General features: G+C 36.3%; 13 protein-coding genes. 5 read left to right on the plus strand and 8 right to left on the minus strand.

Translation table 11 applies throughout. The features are described 5' to 3' along the window. Positions 1 to 156: 156 nt before the first annotated feature. From H033_RS0110130 to H033_RS0110150, 5 genes are all read right to left on the minus strand, one after another. The gene (locus H033_RS0110130) at positions 157 to 948 is read right to left on the minus strand and encodes an anti-sigma factor domain-containing protein (RefSeq protein ID WP_026838218.1); all 792 of its coding nucleotides are present in this window, start codon (positions 946 to 948) and stop codon (positions 157 to 159) included. Next, on the minus strand, positions 948 to 1,478 hold the full coding sequence (locus H033_RS0110135) for an RNA polymerase sigma factor (RefSeq protein WP_026838219.1): 531 nt from the start codon (positions 1,476 to 1,478) through the stop codon (positions 948 to 950). Before H033_RS0110135 ends, H033_RS0110130 begins: the two co-directional genes overlap by 1 nt. 95 nt (positions 1,479 to 1,573) lie before the next feature. After that, complete coding sequence (locus tag H033_RS0110140) at positions 1,574 to 2,155, minus strand: superoxide dismutase family protein (RefSeq protein ID WP_026838220.1); 582 nt, start codon at positions 2,153 to 2,155, stop codon at positions 1,574 to 1,576. Positions 2,156 to 2,275: 120 nt separating this feature from the next. Further along, complete coding sequence (locus H033_RS0110145) at positions 2,276 to 3,493, minus strand: bifunctional alpha/beta hydrolase/OsmC family protein (protein WP_026838221.1); 1,218 nt, start codon at positions 3,491 to 3,493, stop codon at positions 2,276 to 2,278. Between the two features lie 31 nt (positions 3,494 to 3,524). Next, a complete protein-coding gene (locus H033_RS0110150; protein ID WP_026838222.1) occupies positions 3,525 to 4,418 on the minus strand; it encodes a diacylglycerol/lipid kinase family protein in 894 nt (297 codons plus the stop codon). Between the two features lie 63 nt (positions 4,419 to 4,481). On the opposite strand from H033_RS0110150, the gene H033_RS0110155 reads away from it, so the two are divergent. Next, positions 4,482 to 5,450 (plus strand): App1 family protein, encoded by a 969-nt coding sequence (locus H033_RS0110155; RefSeq protein WP_034886184.1) that lies wholly within the window; start codon positions 4,482 to 4,484, stop codon positions 5,448 to 5,450. Between the two features lie 169 nt (positions 5,451 to 5,619). Here H033_RS0110155 and H033_RS0110160 read toward each other — a convergent pair whose 3' ends face one another. The 3 genes from H033_RS0110160 to H033_RS0110170 form a co-directional block, all read right to left on the minus strand. Then, the gene (locus H033_RS0110160) at positions 5,620 to 6,453 is read right to left on the minus strand and encodes a DUF1080 domain-containing protein (RefSeq protein ID WP_155827774.1); all 834 of its coding nucleotides are present in this window, start codon (positions 6,451 to 6,453) and stop codon (positions 5,620 to 5,622) included. A gap of 129 nt (positions 6,454 to 6,582) precedes the next feature. Next, a complete protein-coding gene (locus H033_RS0110165; RefSeq protein ID WP_026838225.1) occupies positions 6,583 to 8,061 on the minus strand; it encodes a Gfo/Idh/MocA family protein in 1,479 nt (492 codons plus the stop codon). Between the two features lie 240 nt (positions 8,062 to 8,301). Beyond that, positions 8,302 to 9,285: a sugar phosphate isomerase/epimerase family protein gene (locus H033_RS0110170; RefSeq protein ID WP_026838226.1), complete on the minus strand. Its 984-nt coding sequence runs from the start codon at positions 9,283 to 9,285 to the stop codon at positions 8,302 to 8,304. 142 nt (positions 9,286 to 9,427) lie between these two features. On the opposite strand from H033_RS0110170, the gene H033_RS0110175 reads away from it, so the two are divergent. The 4 genes from H033_RS0110175 (at position 9,428) to H033_RS0110190 (ending at position 16,838) form a co-directional block, all read left to right on the plus strand. After that, a complete protein-coding gene (locus H033_RS0110175; RefSeq protein WP_026838227.1) occupies positions 9,428 to 11,128 on the plus strand; it encodes a GMC oxidoreductase in 1,701 nt (566 codons plus the stop codon). A 10-nt stretch (positions 11,129 to 11,138) separates the two neighbouring features. Further along, entirely contained in the window at positions 11,139 to 11,771 is a 633-nt protein-coding gene (locus tag H033_RS0110180) for a gluconate 2-dehydrogenase subunit 3 family protein (protein ID WP_026838228.1), read from the plus strand. 251 nt (positions 11,772 to 12,022) lie between these two features. Further along, positions 12,023 to 15,163 carry a SusC/RagA family TonB-linked outer membrane protein gene (locus H033_RS0110185; RefSeq protein ID WP_026838229.1) on the plus strand — a complete coding sequence of 1,047 codons (3,141 nt, stop codon included), beginning with the start codon at positions 12,023 to 12,025 and terminating at the stop codon, positions 15,161 to 15,163. 16 nt (positions 15,164 to 15,179) lie between these two features. Next, positions 15,180 to 16,838 (plus strand): RagB/SusD family nutrient uptake outer membrane protein, encoded by a 1,659-nt coding sequence (locus H033_RS0110190; protein WP_026838230.1) that lies wholly within the window; start codon positions 15,180 to 15,182, stop codon positions 16,836 to 16,838. Positions 16,839 to 16,864: the final 26 nt, after the last annotated feature.

Below are 16,864 nucleotides of genomic sequence, written 5' to 3' on the forward strand. Positions count from 1 at the left end.
AATAATTCTGTATTCCACTAGCAAGCTCCTAAACATTGAAAACAGTCTTAATCCACGTTACTTCTAACCTCACCGAAATCCTGAATTTTTTTACCGGACAATACTAATTTGCAATAAAGGTGATTATCTATTTATTATTTAGCAAGAGAGACCTTTTTAAGAAGATACAACTCCCAAAGTATACAATTGCTCCATAGTTGGTGTTTTACTTCCACCAGCAGGTTCTAATGTAATACCAAATGCTTCAGAAGGATTCATATTCTTTAAAGCAAATATTTTATTTTCATCTTCTTCATAAGTGTCTAAAACACCTATGCTCGTTGGTGTAAGCGGTTCTAATTGTAGAGACCATACTTGATAAACCATTCCTCTTGGTGGTTCAGGTAAATCCTTTACATCTATATAGGTGATGTTTGTATTCTTATCCCAATACGCAGCTGCGTAGGCATCTGGAGCAACGGCTTGCCCAGCTAAAGGAACTTTTATAATATCCTTATCTCGTATCACCGATAGAAGTTCCTTAGATTTATCTGCATCAGATCTAGCTTCCGCAATTTGAGTTTCCATTTGTGCTTTATCTGCTTGTAAAGCTTGAAGATCTGTTCTAAGTTCTTGATTCTTATTGAACATTAAAAACAACCCAATTAAGAACAGCAAACTGGCAGCCCATCCAATATACATAGGGATATTTGATCTGCGACTTTCCATTGTTACCACTTTTGGATTATGGGAAAGTTTTTGCTTAATAGCCTGGATCAAATTCTCGGCATCTGCTGGCGCTACCGCAGCGGATAGATGAATAAGTGCTTCTTCAATTTCATCTACTTCAGATTCAATTTCGGGGTATTGTTTTAAAATTCGGGTAACCTCTCTACTCTCTGTTTCAGAAAGCGCACCATATACATATAGCTCAAGAATACCAGATGATACATAATTATTAATATCCATTATCGTAATACTTTAGATCGTAATTTGTCAATACATACCTTGTTCTTTGTCTTTACTGTTCCCAAGGGCATTTGAAGTTCTTCTGAGGTTTCCTTTTGAGTATAGCCTTTAAAGAACAGCAAGTCTATTAAACTTTTACATGTCGCTCCCAGAGCATCAATGTATTTTTGTAGACCAATAGCATCGATTGTTCCGAAAAAGTTAGTTTTAGACTCTAATATATCTACGAAATTATCACTCTTAAGGTTTAATTTTTTATTTTTAAAATCCTTTGACCTAATTTTATCTATAGAAGCATTCCTAGCAATATTGAGAACCCACGTAAAAAATCGGCCTTTATCGGGATTGTAGCTCGAAGCATTATTCCATATTTTAATAAAAACATCCTGCAGTATTTCTTCTGAAATAGAGGTGTCTTTTATTATGCTAAATATAATACCATAGGTACTGTGTGAATAAAGTTCATAAATGCGCTCAAAGGCTTTTTGGTTGCCTGCTTGAAGCTCTTCAATTAACTTATCTTGTTGCATAGGATTGAAATTGTGCTTAAAAATAGAAAATTATTCTCTTAAAATAGAAAAAGCAACCCGAAGGTTGCTTTTATTATTATATCTCAAAACAATTATTACATTTTAATAGTACCACATCCAACTCTAGTCCCGGCTGCACCAGATGGTTGAGACGTAAAATCGTCTACACCGTCATGTACAATTACTGCTTTTCCAATAATGTTCTTAGCATCATCATCACAACCAATACACCATTCATCTGTAGTCATAGTGATAGTTCCATTTCCATTACCATCAACTTTGAAATTCCCTATATCTCCTTTATGATATCCTGAGGCATCACCCCATTTCCCGTGTTGTTCAAAAGTTGGATTCCAGTGTCCTCCTGCAGAAGATCCATCATTTGCAGAACAATCTGCACTTTCATGAATATGAATTGCATGCATACCTTCAGCTAAACCATCGATAACCGCAGTCATAGTTACTTCCCCGTTTTCTTGGGTGAAAACAACATTCCCAGATAGTTTACTATCACTTTTTGGTTCTAAAGTAATTTTTACTTTTTTAACTTCAACTTCTTTTTCCTGAGTCATTTCAGTGTCGGAAGATTTATTTTCGTCATTATCTTTTTTGTCATTTTTACATCCAATAATTAAAAGGGATGCACAAAATAGAAGTGTTAAACTAATACGTTTCATAATTAATATAGATTGGTTTAAATTGTAATCATCTAAATTACTTGTATAATAAGGAATCTCCAAAGATTTAAGGATTGCTTAACACAGATAATTTCTTTCCAAATAGGAATTTTCAACTAGTTATTTTTGATCTACTAAGCTTGTAATAATTTGTGTTTCAGAATGTAGTGTTTTATGAACAGGACATTTATTAGCGATCTCTAATAATCGCTTGCGTTGTTTTTCATCCAAATCTCCTTTAATTATAAGTTCCCGTTTAAAAGTGTCTATTTTAGTACCTTCTTCTTCACATTTTTCACAATCAATGGCATGCTCTCTTCCATAAATAACTTGTGTTTCTACAAAATCTACCACCCAACCTTTTCGTTTAGCATACATCTGTATGGTCATAGAAGTACATGCGGCTAATCCAGCAGATACATATTCGTAAGGATTAGGTCCAAAATTATTCCCTCCTAAATGTTCAGGTTCATCGGCTATTAGATTGTGTCTTCCAGCTTTTATTTGTGTAGTAAAACCTTCTGGACCTAAATGTGCAACGACATTTAAATTGGACTTCAATTCAGTTTCCACAGGAATATCAAGATATCTATTTGCCCATGTTCCAATAACATCACCTACATAATTTGAATCTATTTTATTGGATAATAAATGATCTGCTCCATCAAGAGAGATAAAACTTTTAGGATGTCTGGCAGCAAGATAAATTTCTTCGGCATTATGAACTCCTACGATAGTATCTTGGGGAGAGTGAAGAATTAATAGGGATTTATCTAATTTTGAAATAATATCTGGAAGATCATTGTTTTCTAGATCATCTAAAAACTGCTTTTTTATATTGAAATTTCTGCCTCCAATATTTACTTCTGCGATTCCATTTTTCTGAATATCATCGACATTATTTTTCAATAGATTTTTTACATGTCCAATATGAGAAGGTGCTCCAATGGTTGCAACGGCAGTTACCGAATCTAATAAAGTTGAGGCAAACAGTACCGCTGCGCCACCAAGTGAATGGCCTATTAATAGAGATGGTGCTTTATAATTATCTTCTAGATAACTAGAAGCAGAAACAAGATCTTCTACATTTCCAGAAAAATTTGAATCTGCAAATTCTCCTTCACTTTCGCCCAATCCTGTGAAATCGAATCTCAGAACTCCAAAACCTTTGGCAGTTAAGGCCTCACTTATATTTTTTACGGCTAAAAAATTTTTATTACAAGTAAAACAATGTGCAAATAAAACAAAATTATGAGGTGTTCTATTTTCAGGCAACTCTATACTCCCTTTTAGGTCTATGCCTTCTTTGTTTTTAAATGTAATTTTTGAAGTGCTCATATTAATATTTTTTTAGAATTAGTTTTTAAATTTAAGCGGGATTAAAATGTTCCGACACAGCGATTTTTAACTTTTTGTCTGAAACTTTTACTTTAACTTCCTTTCTCTTTCCAATAAATTCTCCATCAATCTGAAATGCTATCGGTTTTTTACATGTAATTATAGCTTCTTCTGTAGAGATGGCTTCCACGAAATTGGAATCCATTTTGGTGTTTTTAAATAAGGTCTTTATTATTTGAAATAGACTTAGTTTTTTAAAGATAAGAACTTCAAATTTTCCATCATTCAATTTCCCATGCGGATTTATATTAGCTCCTGTTCCAAATTTATTTGCATTGGCAATAGCTAAGAGCACTCCTTTTTTTACATATTTATAATTATTAGCTTCAATAGTGAACTTATAAGGATAATTAGATTTAAACAATGTTGGAAAAGATTGGAGGAAATACCCAAACATCCCTCTAAAGTTAGAATGCTCATAATGTCTAATGAGCTCTGCATTTATACCCAAGTCTGAAATATGTAAGCACATTTCTCCATTTAGCTCTAGAGTATCTACGGTAAATATTTTAGAGCCGACAGCAATTTTAATTTGCTCGTTTAGATCATCTGGTAGATCAAGGTTAATTGCAAAACCGTTTGCAGAACCTGCAGGTAAGATGCCAAGAACAAGATCAAAATCTTTGAGAACTTTTGCTACTAGCTGTATAGTTCCATCCCCACCAGCCACTAATATGCGCTCTGGCTTATGTTCTTTTATTAAGTTGCTAATTGCAATTTTATCTTCTTCACCTTGAGTTTCATAAACTTGAATGTTTATATTTATATTAGCTAGTACTGTTTCAACTGTTTTAATGAGATTAGCTTTGTCAAAACTTCCAGAAATTGGATTAACAACTAGTAAAATTTTGTTTTTTGGTTCCATGCACTGTAGATTGTTGCTAAAATTAGCTATTTTGGAAGTATTCTTTCGTTAATAAACTCTCAATTGACAAAAATTGATTTAAAATTATATCGTGGATATTTAAACGACCAAGAGCTGGTAGTTTTTGGTCATGTCTTTAAATCTTGGGCTCCAGATAAGTACCGAATAGATAGACGTGGGATTAAACATGCGGTGTCTATTGTACATATGTTTAATATAAAACCAATTCCCAATATTCGGGTGACTCTAGAATTTCAAGGTTTGCACGTGCAAACAAAAACATTGGATGATGGATATTTTAGATTTAATATCCCTTTTAATCAAGATATGGAAAGTGGTTGGCATGAGTATCAGGTTTCCTGCCAATTCAATGGGTTTGGTATTGTGGATACCGGAGAAATCCTGAAACCATTCGAAAGTAAATATGGGATAATATCTGATATTGATGATACTTTCCTTATTTCTTACAGCGGTAATTTTTTTAAGAAACTTTATGTAATGTTACTTAAGAACATTAATAAAAGAAAAATATTTGATGACGTGGTCCCGCATTATAAAGCATTAAGTGCTTATGGCCAAGATAATGACCAAGCTTTCAACTCCTTTTTTTACGTCTCTAGTAGCGAATGGAACTTGTACGATTTTATTAATGAATTTGCTAAAAGACACGAGCTGCCCAAGGCGGTAATAAAATTGAAGAAGATCAAAACAGGAATTTCAGATTTTCTAATGACCGGGCGTGGGGGACACGATCATAAATTCGAAAAGATAAAGGATATCATCTCATTTTATCCAAACCTTAAATATGTGCTTATTGGAGACGATTCTCAAAAAGATCCATATATCTATGAGCGTATCTGCAAAATATTCCCATTAAATGTGAAAGCGGTATACATACGTAAAACCAACAAAGTTAAAAAGGAAACCATTGCAACTGTTTTAGATAACATTAATGATATGGGGGTAAGCACCTGTTACTTTATTAACAGCGAAAAAGCAATTGAACATTCTAAAAGAATTGGAATAGTTTAGGAAAAAGATTCAAAATGAATATAATAATTATTTCTAAATCTGCTATTTCTATAATTTAATAGCATAAAATAAGAATATTTTTTTTCGGAAAATCATTAAAAAATTCATAAAAAAAAGCTGTAAAAGATAGATATCTAATACAGCTTTTGTGGTTTTATAAAATGATTTATTACAATTTTTTAATTTTTATATTTCTAAACCACACATCGTCTCCATGATCCTGCAAGCCAATAAAGCCTTGTTTATCTTCACCACCTGCATTCAGAAAGTTCTCCCAATCCTTGAATTTGCTGTTTTTCACCATTTCCTTCCAGTTATCTGTCCATAAATGATATTCTACTACATTTTCTCCATTTTGGTTGTGCACAACTGTTCCGCGGTAAACAAGAATAGAAATTTTATTCCATTCACCTACAGGCTTCGCGTTTTGAGGTTTAGCAGGAATAAGATCGTATAAGGAACCTGCTTGGCGATTTCCATCTGTTCCTAACCTTGCATCAGGATGTTTATCATTATCGAGAATTTGCATCTCGGGCGCTGAGGTATAAATAGGTTCACCTTCTATTTCCTGTGCCAAATAAAAAATACCGCTGTTTCCACCTTCAGATACTTTCCACTCAAGAGTCAGTTCAAAATCCTTAAATTGCTCATCAAAAATGATATCGCCAGGACCACCAGCTTCACCAGAACCAGTTCCCTGTACTTTTATAGCACCATCTTCGACCACCCAACCTTGAGAAGGAAACGAATCTTTGTTATATCCCCTCCAACCTTCAGTATTTTTTCCGTCAAATAATAGCTTCCAGCCTTCGTCTTTTTCCTCTTGGGAAAGTTCGTTCACTTTTGCAGGGACATCAATTTCTGCGATCTCGACCTCTTGATTTTCTTCAGAATCCTTCTTTTTATCACCACAAGAAGTAAGAATGGATCCTATAAAGATTAGTACAATTGGTAATGAATAAATTGTCTTTATAAACTTTGATATCAAAATATTGTTTTTCATTTTCTGTTTTGGTTAAATTTAGTCCCTCATTGAGGGTTCAATTCCCTGAGGCTTGCCTCGAATTTTTAAAAGTATTTTTCAATTCATACCTCGTGGGCTTGCCCCGAGGTTCTTGATTCTATAAAAAGATTAAGATAATTTCCAGCCTTCTCTATAATTGTGTTTTATGTACTCTTCTGAAGCCTGTTTTGCATTTATAGTTTCATACTGAGTATCAAATTTTGGATCACCATTAATAACTGTAAACTTATCTGTAGTCACAATTTTGACTTCCTCATTCTCTCCAATATTTGTAATCTTCATATTTTCACCATCCCAATCTAGTTTTTTCTTAAGACCCTGCAACCTAATGGCGAGATTACCCATTACAACTACTTCATTGAAAGGCCCTGCATAAGCGAAGTTGGAACTCGCTTCTACGCGGCTAGCTTTAGGTTCTTTACAAGCTCGTACCCAATCCATTTCATGGCTAAGCTCTACGCGTGGAATTACTTTTTTGACTTGTGGAGGATTGTTTTCCCTACCTATAATATAAGGATCACGACCGTAAGTACTACATATAATGGTTCCTTTGGTACCAACAACCATGGCGCCTCCGCCGCCGTCACCCATAATTTTACCGGGTTCCATTCCCGCAGGCCTTTCAGGTAACAAACCGCCATCATACCAATTGAATTTAAGTGCAGGCATTTTTACTTTATCTAGACTCGCTCTTTCAGGGAAGTAATAGGTTACCATTCCTGCTATAGGAGCGCTCTCTGTATTTACTTGTGAAGAACTTCCCTCAAATGCTGTAGGATGGCCAAGATTAAGTGCTAAATATACTGGATCCATAAGATGGCATCCCATATCCCCTAATGCTCCTGTTCCAAAATCCCACCAGGCTCTCCAATTCCAAGGTGTGTATGCTGGGTGATAAGGTCTGCTTTTAGCCGGTCCAAGAAATAGATCCCAGTCTAAAGTAGAAGGAACTGCTGGTTGCTCTTCAGGTCTTTCCAAACCTTGAGGCCATATAGGACGATTTGTCCAGGCATGTGCTTCAATTGGATCCCCAATTTCACCATTCTGAATCCATTCTGCGAATAATCTTGTTCCTTCATTTGAATGACCCTGATTTCCCATTTGGGTTGCAACCCCGGTTTGTTTTGCCATTCCGGTTAAATACCTGGATTCATAAATTGAATGGGTAAGTGGTTTCTGAAGATATACATGTTTTCCCATGCTCATGCTTGCGCCAGCAGTAAGTGCGTGGGTATGGTCTGGAGTTGCAATAACTACTGCATCTATATCCTTGTCCATTTCTTCAAGCATCTTACGGTAATCTAGGTATTTTTTTGCATTGGGATAATCATTAAAAGTTTTTGCTGAATAATCCCAATCAACATCACATAGTGCAACGATATTTTGTCCGGTTATATTTGTAAGGTTTGCCCTTCCCATACCTCCAACACCAATACCAGCTATATTAAGAGTGTCACTGGGGGCTGTAAAACCTACACCGCCAAGTACGTGCCTAGGAACAATCATAACTCCGGCGGCGGTCATAGCTGTATTGGCAATAAACTTCCTCCTGGAAAGATTATTCGTTTCTTTTTTGTTTTTCTCCATAATAATAGCTTTTAAATTTTTGATGTTTGAAAAAGTTCGTTGAAATTAGTGGTTAAATTTTGGACTATATATAAAACATGGTCATATAATTAATGAAATTAGAAAAAAAACTGGAAAATGACCGCGAAATCAGAAGTTTATTATTTTTGACAAATAATCAGTAAATTATATTTACAAATTAACTGTGCTTCATTAGTGAATTGAAAAAGACTAATTTTGATATGTTATTGTTTATAACAATTACAATTTGCTTCCTTCAGCGATTAAAAGTTTTTTTGTTGCAATTATTCCTTCTTCCGCTGTAAGTACCTGGCCTTCATACTCTACACCTATATAGCCTTTATAGCCAGCATCTTTTACGATTTTAAGAATTTTTTGAAAATCCATGCTTGTTTCCTGACCTTCTTCGTTAAAATTATAAGATTTTGCGCTTACGGCTTTTGCAAAAGGCATCATTTCTTCAATTCCTTGGTATCTTGGATATTCTTCTGTGCATTTAGCATCCCAGCGTTCCCCGCCTTCACGTTTTAAGCAAAAATTTCCAAAGTCTGGAAGGGTTCCAACATTTGGGAGGTTCACGCCTTCCATTACCTCAACGAGAAGTTTGGCATTGGAGGATAAATAGCCGTGGTTTTCTACCAAAACATTTATGCCTTTGGTTGAGGCATATTCTCCTAATTTTTTAAGACCATCAATTGAATTGCTTTTCCATATTCCTGCATCATTGCTTCCAAAAAGATTTACTCTTATAGAATGACTGTCTAAAAACTGAGCTGCATCCACCCATTTTTTATGATTTTCAACAGCCTTGTTTCGCTCTGCTTTATCTGAAACGGCAAGGTCTCCCTCACCATCTATCATAATCAAAACATTTTCAACATTATATTGTTCACTTCTGGCTTTTAAAGTATCCAAAACAGTTTGAAGGCCCATCTCTTCAACTTTTGAAGCATAAAGTCCGCTAACATATTCAATTCCGGAGAATCCCATCTCATGTGCTTTTTGAGCAAAATTCATAGGATCCATTTCACCTTCAATAATTGGCTTGCTAAGGGACCATTGGGCTAGGGAAATTTTGAAAAACAATTCCTGATTCTCGGTTTGACTGAGGTTAGTTTCAATAATTTCCTTCGCTTCCTGATTGTTTTTACATGAGACCAAACTTGCCATAAAAAATAAAGCAAGTAAAAATAATGGAGCAATCTTACGGGATTTTCGTGTCATGAATTTTTGTTTAAAGGTTTTTATTTTGGTAGTAACTTTAAGAATCTTAAAAGTATACTTACTTCAAAGATGTAAAAAAATAAACATAATTCGATATATTTGGCAATATACCTCAAATGAAAAATTAATTAACCCCAGAACTGTGAGTAAGATTTATGAAAATGAAACCTATGATGCAATAGTAGTAGGTACAGGAATTAGCGGCGGATGGGCTGCCAAAGAATTGTGTGAAAAAGGCTTTAAAACTTTGGTCCTTGAACGAGGACGTATGGTAGAACATATTAAGGACTACCCAACTATGAATGACGATCCTTGGGACTATAAATTTAAAGGACAGGTTCCTATAGAAGAGGCAAAAAAACAAGAAAAACAAGCCAGAACTGGTTATACGGTTAATGAAGCCTCCAAACATTGGTTTGTGGATGATATTAAACATCCTTATAATGAGACTAAAAGATTCGACTGGATTCGTGGATATCATGTTGGAGGGAGATCAATAATGTGGGGAAGACATAGTTACAGGCTAAGCGATCTAGATTTTGAAGCAAATAAAAAAGATGGAATAGCTGTAGATTGGCCGGTACGATATAAAGATGTAGCCCCTTGGTATGATTATGTAGAATCTTTTATAGGAGTAAGCGGCGAGAATCTCGGACTTCCACAATTGCCTGATGGTAAATTCTTACCAATGATGGAATTAAATTGTGTGGAAGACCATCTCAAAAAGAATATGGCTGAGAATTTTACCGACAGGGTACTTACAGCCGGTCGCGTAGCACATATTACTAATAATGAGAAATTTGAAGGCCGGGCTCCATGCCAATACAGGAATCGTTGTATAAGAGGTTGTCCTTATGGAGCATATTTCAGCAGTAATTCATCCACCTTACCTGCGGCAGAGCGCACAGGAAATATGACCTTGAGGCCAAATTCAATTGTGAGTGAAGTGATCTATGATCCTAAAACTAAAAAAGCTACTGGGGTTAAGGTGATTGATGTGGATTCCAAGGAAGTTCATGAATTCACAGCGAATGTTGTTTTCTTATGTGCTTCTACCATCGCATCTGCCAGTATTTTGATGCAATCCAAATCGGACAGATTCCCTAATGGAATGGGAAATGATAGCGGGGAACTTGGACATAATGTTATGGATCATCACTTTGATGCCGGCGCTTCAGGTAAATACGATGGTTTTGAAGACATGTACTATAAAGGAAGGAAGCCAAATGGAATTTACCTGCCACGTTTTAGGAACCTTTCAGAAAATGAAAATCTTGATTTTATACGTGGATACGGATATCAGGGTGGAGCAAGCAGGGATAATTGGAATGAGACCATTGCCGAAGCCAGTTATGGAAAAGAATTAAAAGAAGCGATTTCCAAACCAGGGGGTTGGACCATGGGGTTGATGGGATTTGGAGAAACCCTTCCATATCACGAAAATAAAATGGCCCTTGATTATGAAAAATTGGATGAATGGGGACTTCCAACCATAACCTTTGACGCCGAATTTAAAGAAAATGAATTGAAGATGCGCAAGGACATGATAGAACAAGCCGTGATAATGCTCGAAAAGGCAGGTTTCAGGGATGTTCAAGGCTACGATAATATAGGAGCTCCTGGACTGGGAATCCACGAAATGGGAACAGCCAGAATGGGAAGGGATCCAAAAACTTCTGTTTTAAACGGAAACAATCAGTTGCATTCTGTGTCCAACGTTTATGTAACCGATGGTTCTTTTATGACTTCGGCCGCCTGTCAAAATCCATCCTTAACATATATGGCAATGACGGCAAGAGCTGCAGATCACGCAGTTAAAAATTTTAAAAAATCAGAAGCTTAAATTTTTAATTATGAATAGAAGACAAGCTTTAAAAAACTTTGGTCTGGGTGCCGGAATACTTATTATAGGACCAAGTACCTTAAGTTTATTACAAAGTTGTAAAAGCGAACCTAAAAACAATTGGGAACCAAACTTTTTAAGCATTTCAAACGGTTTTGCACTAAAACAAATACTGAATGTAATACTCCCAACGACCGATACTCCAGGTGCAGGAGAATTAAATATAGCTCAATTTATAGATTCCTATATGAATGAAGTGGCTACTAAAAAACAACAAGAGAGTTTTAATCTAAAGGCAGCTGCTTTTGCTACAGTTTTTAAAAAGGAATATGACAAAGAGCTAGAAGAAGGTTCAGCAGAAGAATACGAGAAGATAATAGCTAAGTATTTGAGAGCAGCCCCAGTAAAGAGAGAGGAATACGCAAAAACAAATACAGAAACACAAGATCCTCAAGATAAAGATCTTAATACAGATCTTGGTAGTTATAGTTATCTTACTATAATTCGGGAGATGGGGATTTGGGCATGGAAAACGAGTGAAGAGGTAGGGGAAAATGTACTTTGGTACGATCCTATTCCAGGACAATATATTGCTTGTGGCCCGTTAGAAAAACTAGGAAATGGAAAGGCAATGGCATTGTAGATTTAAGCTAGATATTTATTATTTTTTAATGTTGTGTAAATAGTTATGAACATTTTGTAATTATATAGTTAATTCCTTTAATTTAGATTTTGCGATAATATTGAGATTAGTTAAAGGCTTCTTTTTAGGTTTTTTAACGAAAACGTTTTCGTAGATTGAACTCGGTCCTCGTTGTTATATTAACAATATTTTACCTAAGTTTATAACTTCTTAATATTTGATTAAGACAATTTCAACTAAAACCAATTTTTATGAAAAAAATTACTTTCAGGAGCTTTTTGTTTGCTGTTGCTTTTCTGTGTTTCAGCATGGTGAACGCTCAACAAACTGTTTCCGGAACTGTTACCGATGAAACCGGACCCTTGCCTGGCGCTACTGTTGCCATTCAAGGAACATCTACAGGGACCACTACCGACTTTGATGGAAATTATACCATTAATAACGTGCCGGCGGGTGGAATCCTGATATTTAGTTTTATAGGGTACGAAACCCAAGAGATTGGTGTTAATGGGCGGTCTACAATCGATGTGAATTTAGCTGCAGATGCCTCCGAATTGGAGGAAGTTGTGCTTATTGGATATGGTACAACAACCATTAAAGATGCAACAGGGTCTGTGGCATCTGTAACTTCAGAAGAATTTAATAAAGGGGTGATTGCATCACCTGAACAATTAATCCAAGGTAAAACTGCCGGGGTACAAATTTCAGAAACTTCTGGCGCACCTGGTGCGGGTATTAATGTGCGTATTAGAGGGTCCAACTCTATTCGTTCTGGTAACAACCCTTTGTTCGTAGTTGATGGGGTGCCACTTTCTTCTGGTTCAGCTCCTTCATCTAGCGTTGGTGGTATAGGTAATGCTGGTGGGCAAAACCCATTGAGCTTCCTTAATCCTAATGATATTGAGAGTATTTCCATTCTAAAAGATGCTTCAGCAACGGCGATCTATGGTTCTCGTGGCGCTAACGGAGTAGTAATTATACAAACTAAAGGGGGGAGAGGTGCTTCTGAGGGTAGATTTGAGTTCAATTTTAGTCTGGGTGTTGGAACCCCGGCGAGTGAATATGACCTTTTGAACAGCGCACAATATTTAGATGCTATAGCTTCCGTAGGGAATGATCCTGATGCTTTAGACTTTGGTTTTGATTCTGATTTTCAGGAATTTTATACGCGTACATCTTATTCAGAAAACATAGACCTTAGTTACTCAAAGAGTTATACGGGAGGAAATCTTCGTGCTTCTATTGCTTACAATGATCAGGAAGGTGTAGTTAAAAGCAGTTCTTTGGAAAGGCTAACAGCAAGGGTGAATGCCACCCAGCGTTTATTTAATGATAAATTGACCTTGAGCATTCAGGCTTCTATTTCTAAAGTTGATCAGGAAAGTGCTCCTATTAATGGAGAGGCTGGATCTACCGGTGATTTGATTGGTGCTTCTATTACACAAAATCCAACAGCACCTATAGACCCAACATTCAACCCGGGAGGTAATGTTTTGAACCCGGTAAGTATATTAAATAGTTTTCAGGGTCTTTCTGAAGTTGAAAGATTTTTAGGAAATGCTTCAGCAGAATATGCTTTTACTAATGAGTTAAGTGCTAAAGTGACGGTAGGTATTGAAAAGGCGGAAACGGAAACTACTTCCGTGTTTGGTTCAGACGTAATTGGACTTAATGGGGTTTCCGGTATCGGTAGAGGTAGATATGATACTTTCAACCAGGAAAACTCACTGCTTGAAGCTACCCTAAACTATAAAAAAGAATTTGACAACTCTGTTCTAGATGTTGTTGGAGGATATTCTTATCAGAAATTTGACAGGAATGGTTTCGGATCTCAAGGAGCAGGTTTTAATACCACTGATCTTAGACTAATGGCAACCCAGTTAAGAGATGCCTTTAATAGTGTGTCAGGAGCTATTGATGGCCCATACACTGTATTTGGATATGGGAATGATGGAACTTACGTAAATGATTTAAACTTAGAAACGAATCAACTTATTTCAAACGAACTTCCGGAAGGTTTTGATAGGCCGATTCCGGCTTATGTGGTAGACAATAATTTTGATAATTTCGATGAATTACAGTCATATTTTATGAGAGCTAATTTTACTTTGGCTGAAAAATATTTATTTACAGGTACCTTTAGAATTGATGGTTCTACAACTTTTGGAGAAAATAATAGATATGGTCGTTTTCCTTCTGGAGCAGTTGCATGGCAGATTCATAAAGAAGATTTTATGGGAGATACATTCTCTACCTTAAAACTTCGGTTAGGTGCCGGAATTGTAGGTAGCCAAGAAGGCTTAGGTTATGGACGTTTTGTTCAACGGGAACGTGCTGCAGGTAGAGGAATAAGTAACGATCTTAATGTACTACTGGCACCAGGAACTTTTATTGATGGAGACTCGAATGCAAATCTTCAATGGGAGGAAACTACAGATTATAACATAGGAGTAGATTTTGGAGTAAACAATGATAGATTTAATGGTACGGTAAACGTTTATCGCAAAGAAACTAATGACTTATTGCTTCCAAGACCATCTGCTGCCCCAAGTAATGGTACTATTATTTTTAGTAATCTTTCGGATGGTAAAGTGATAAACGAAGGTGTAGAACTTTCTTTAGACTATGATTTTGCAAATACAAATGAGTTTGGTTTCTCTGCTAATTTTAACGTAGCCTATAACTTTAATGAAGTGCGGGATACTAAATTCACAATTCCAACCGGTGCAATTAGAGGTAATGGGCTAACCAACGCTTTTGCTCAGCAATTAGAGGCAGGACAACCTTTGTTTTCATATTTTATGGCAGAGTTTACCGGATTTGATCAAGATGGGAATCCTACATACCTTGATGTGGATGGAAACGGAATAGGTGATCCTGATGCTGACAAATTTTTTGTGGGTAAAGATGCACAGGCAGATTGGAATGCTGGTTTGTCTTTAAATGCCAGATACAAGAATTTTGATCTTTCTACTTATTTTAGTGGACAATTCGATTTTTACGTATATAATGCTACTGAGAATGCATTTTTTACAAAAAGTGCATTGTTGATTGGTAAGAACACCATACAGGAGGCAGCAGCAAGTATAGAGAACCCGGCTTCTTCGGTTGCTGTTTCAACACGTTTTCTGGAAAAAGGTGATTTTGTGAGACTTTCGTCAGCTTCATTGGGTTACAATGTGCCATTGAATGAAAGCAGTAAAGTAAATTCTGTGAGAGTAAGCGTAACAGGACAAAACTTGTTCTTGATTACGGATTATAGTGGACTGGATCCTGAAGTTTCTACTAATACTGGAAACTTGAATGAGTCAGGAATCCCAACCGTAGGTATAGACTATGCTGCTTACCCAAGACCGCGTACTATATCTTTTGGTCTGAATGCATCATTTTAATAAAAAAAAAAGGATAATGAAAAATAAAACAATTTTTAAAACTTCAGCCAGGTTAGTCTCGGGTTCGCTTATTTTAGCGACTATTTTCATGTCTTGTACAGATTTAGAGATAGAGGGTACTGACTCTATTATAATAGATTCGAACGAAGCAGGTTTTCAAGGTATTAGCGATCCGGATTCTTTTTTAGATAATTCTTATAATAGTCTAAACGGATATATAGGAAATCAGGCAGACCTTTATGCTCTTGCTGAAGTAACCACAGACGAAGCTTTGGTGCCTACTAGAGGTTCTGACTGGGGGGATAATGGAATATGGAGACAATTACATCAACACGAATGGACAGCTGAGCATCTTTTTCTTCTGAATGTTTGGAATCAATGGAATACATTGCATTTTCAAGGAGCTCAGGTGCTTTCTGAATTAACGAATAGTACGCCACAACAAGAAGCGGATGCTTATTTTCTAAGAGCACTTGGAATGTGGGTTATCCTGGATAATTTTGGTCAGGTTCCCGTACGTGATACTGATGCTCCAATATTTGAAGACCCTACCGTACTTAGCGGACAGGAAGCTGTAGATCAAATAGTATCTGATCTTAATTTGGCTATCTCTAATTTACCAACAACAGGACCGGGAGCTGGAGTAGGAACAAGTGCTTCTCCCAACGCAAGAGCGAGTAAAGCAGCTGGTAGATATTTACTAGCTAAGGTTCTTCTAAATAAGCATATTTATGTTGGAGGTGAACCAAACGGAGCAGATATGGCAGAAGTTATAAGCCTAGTAGATCAAATAACTTCAGAAGGTTATGCCCTTGAAGAAGGTTATTTCGATATCTTCAGGAACACTATGGACAGGGAAACCATATGGTTTATACCCACTCCTGTGGGGAATAGAATTTGGAATGGACTTCATTACAATATGGCACCAGATCAAGTTGGTGGTGGATGGAATGGATTCTCTACTCTTGCCGAATTTTATGATATGTTTGAAGGAGATCCCAATTTTAACAGAGGAACTGCAGAGGGAGTGCCTATTGACGGGCAGGAAGAGCGTAGAGGTTTCGTTCCTCCATCTGGATTACCGGCTGGATCATTTGATGGTTCAATTGATGAAAATGACGATGGAATCGCAGACGGCTCAAGTGTTGGTTTCGGTTTTCTTATTAATCAACAGTATGACTATGATGGAGCCCCAAGGGAAGATAGAGGTGGAAATCCTTTAACTTTTAAAAGAGAGTTTACTGATGGGTCTGGGAATATTAGCCTTATTAACAACAGTGAAACTACCGGGATACGTACTATAAAATATAATCCAAGATATGGAGCACAGACAGAACATGAAATTTTCTTTAGATATTCTGATGCCCATTTGATGAAAGCTGAAGCAATGATGAGATCTGGTGGAAATCCTTCAGCAATGGTTAACGAGTTAAGGGTTCTTAGAAAAGCCGAGCCTTTTGCTAATGTAACAGAAAGTGATCTTCTTGAAGAAAGAGGAAGGGAATTATATATGGAATTCTGGAGAAGAAATGATATGATTCGGTTTGGAGAATATACTAGGGACTGGTCTTTAAAATCTCCTGCAGCTGTTGGTGATATAAATAAAAACTTATTTCCAATACCAGCAAATCAATTGATATTGAATCCTAATCTTACTCAGAACCCTGGGTATTAATTTAAAGTTTTAATTCTTCATTGAGG

Source organism: Gillisia sp. JM1 (genome assembly GCF_000424645.1).
In the GTDB taxonomy this organism is placed as follows: Bacteria; Bacteroidota; Bacteroidia; order Flavobacteriales; family Flavobacteriaceae; genus Gillisia.

Excerpts from the sequence above, each read along its gene's own strand:
- H033_RS0110130 (WP_026838218.1), bottom strand. The coding sequence starts at position 948 with ATGGATATTAATAATTATGTATCATCTGGTATTCTTGAGCTATATGTA.
- H033_RS0110135 (WP_026838219.1), bottom strand. The coding sequence starts at position 1,478 with ATGCAACAAGATAAGTTAATTGAAGAGCTTCAAGCAGGCAACCAAAAA.
- H033_RS0110140 (WP_026838220.1), bottom strand. The coding sequence starts at position 2,155 with ATGAAACGTATTAGTTTAACACTTCTATTTTGTGCATCCCTTTTAATT.
- H033_RS0110145 (WP_026838221.1), bottom strand. The coding sequence starts at position 3,493 with ATGAGCACTTCAAAAATTACATTTAAAAACAAAGAAGGCATAGACCTA.
- H033_RS0110150 (WP_026838222.1), bottom strand. The coding sequence starts at position 4,418 with ATGGAACCAAAAAACAAAATTTTACTAGTTGTTAATCCAATTTCTGGA.
- H033_RS0110160 (WP_155827774.1), bottom strand. The coding sequence starts at position 6,453 with ATGAAAAACAATATTTTGATATCAAAGTTTATAAAGACAATTTATTCA.
- H033_RS0110165 (WP_026838225.1), bottom strand. The coding sequence starts at position 8,061 with ATGGAGAAAAACAAAAAAGAAACGAATAATCTTTCCAGGAGGAAGTTT.
- H033_RS0110170 (WP_026838226.1), bottom strand. The coding sequence starts at position 9,285 with ATGACACGAAAATCCCGTAAGATTGCTCCATTATTTTTACTTGCTTTA.
- H033_RS0110180 (WP_026838228.1), top strand. The coding sequence starts at position 11,139 with ATGAATAGAAGACAAGCTTTAAAAAACTTTGGTCTGGGTGCCGGAATA.
- H033_RS0110185 (WP_026838229.1), top strand. The coding sequence starts at position 12,023 with ATGAAAAAAATTACTTTCAGGAGCTTTTTGTTTGCTGTTGCTTTTCTG.
- H033_RS0110190 (WP_026838230.1), top strand. The coding sequence starts at position 15,180 with ATGAAAAATAAAACAATTTTTAAAACTTCAGCCAGGTTAGTCTCGGGT.